The organism is Paraburkholderia tropica, from assembly GCF_914484835.1.
Lineage (GTDB): Bacteria > Pseudomonadota > Gammaproteobacteria > Burkholderiales > Burkholderiaceae > Paraburkholderia > Paraburkholderia tropica_A.
In genome coordinates this window covers 1-1,414 of sequence record NZ_CAJZAR010000122.1, presented here as the reverse complement: position 1 = coordinate 1,414, position 1,414 = coordinate 1, and the positions used below count along the sequence as shown (strand labels likewise).

Here is a 1,414-nt window from a genome sequence, read left to right as displayed (position 1 = left end):
GCTTCGAGGTCTTCCGGGGCTTCCTCTCGAACATCATCGTCAAGCTCGTCGTACTGGTCCTCGGCTGGGCGTTCCTGTTCCACTTCTGCGCCGGCGTGCGCCACCTGTTCATGGATTTCAACCATGACCTCGCGGCCAAAGAAAAGGGCAAGTCGACCTCGCTCGTCGTCGTCATTGTCTCCACGATCCTCACGATCGCCTTCGCGGCAAAACTCTTCGGAGCGTTTTAAGAATGTCGGCTAAAAACGGTATCGGTCCGAAGCGCCTCGTCGTCGGCGCTCATTACGGCCTGCGCGACTGGATTGCCCAGCGCGCCACCGCCGTCATCATGGCGATCTACACCATCGTGCTGCTCGTGCTGTTCTTCGGCGCACACGACTTTTCTTATGACGGCTGGGCGTCGATTTTCTCCGCCCAATGGATGAAGCTCGCGACGTTCGTCACGCTGCTCGCGCTGTTCTATCACGCCTGGATCGGCGTGCGCGACATCTGGATGGACTACATCAAGCCCGTCGGCCTGCGCATCGCGCTGGACGTGCTGACGATCGCCTGGCTGCTCGGCAGCCTCGGCTACGCCGCGCAGATTCTCTGGAGAGTGTAAAAGCATGGCTGCAATCAAGAATTCTCTGCCGCGTCGCAAGTTCGACGTGGTCATCGTCGGCGCGGGCGGCTCGGGGATGCGCGCATCGCTGCAACTCGCGCGCGCGGGCCTCTCGGTCTGCGTGCTCTCGAAAGTGTTCCCGACGCGCTCGCACACGGTCGCCGCTCAAGGCGGCATCGGCGCCTCGCTCGGCAACATGAGCGAAGACAACTGGCACTACCACTTCTACGACACGATCAAGGGCTCCGACTGGCTCGGCGACCAGGACGCGATCGAGTTCATGTGCCGCGAAGCACCGAACGCCGTCTACGAACTCGAACACATGGGCATGCCGTTCGACCGTAACGCCGACGGCACGATTTACCAGCGTCCGTTCGGCGGCCACACGGCCAACTACGGCGAAAAGCCGGTGCAGCGCGCCTGCGCGGCTGCCGACCGTACCGGCCACGCGCTGCTGCACACGCTGTATCAGCAGAACGTCGCGGCGAAGACGACGTTCTTCGTCGAATGGATGGCGCTGGATCTGATCCGCGACGCCGAAGGCGACGTGCTGGGCGTGACCGCGCTCGAAATGGAAACGGGCGACGTCTACATTCTCGAAGGCAAGACCACGCTGTTCGCCACGGGCGGCGCGGGTCGTATCTTCCAGGCATCGACGAATGCGTTCATCAACACGGGCGACGGTCTCGGCATGGCCGCACGTTCGGGCATCGCGTTGCAGGACATGGAATTCTGGCAATTCCACCCGACCGGCGTGGCCGGCGCGGGCGTGCTGATTACCGAGGGCGTGCGCGGTGAAGGCGGCATTCTGCG

Annotated in this window: 3 protein-coding genes; all 3 read left to right on the top strand. The window is 63.0% G+C overall.

Features of this window, described 5'->3' with window-relative positions; all coding sequences use genetic code 11:
• On the top strand, positions 1 to 230 hold a 230-nt coding region (gene sdhC, locus LDO54_RS38790; protein ID WP_224018444.1), incomplete at its 5' end, for a succinate dehydrogenase, cytochrome b556 subunit.
• Between the two features lie 2 nt (positions 231 to 232).
• Positions 233 to 601, top strand: coding sequence for a succinate dehydrogenase, hydrophobic membrane anchor protein (gene sdhD / locus LDO54_RS38785; RefSeq protein WP_205987909.1), 369 nt, complete (start codon positions 233 to 235; stop codon positions 599 to 601).
• A gap of 4 nt (positions 602 to 605) precedes the next feature.
• A partial coding sequence (locus LDO54_RS38780; RefSeq protein WP_224018442.1) for an FAD-dependent oxidoreductase occupies positions 606 to 1,414 on the top strand: 809 nt, incomplete at its 3' end.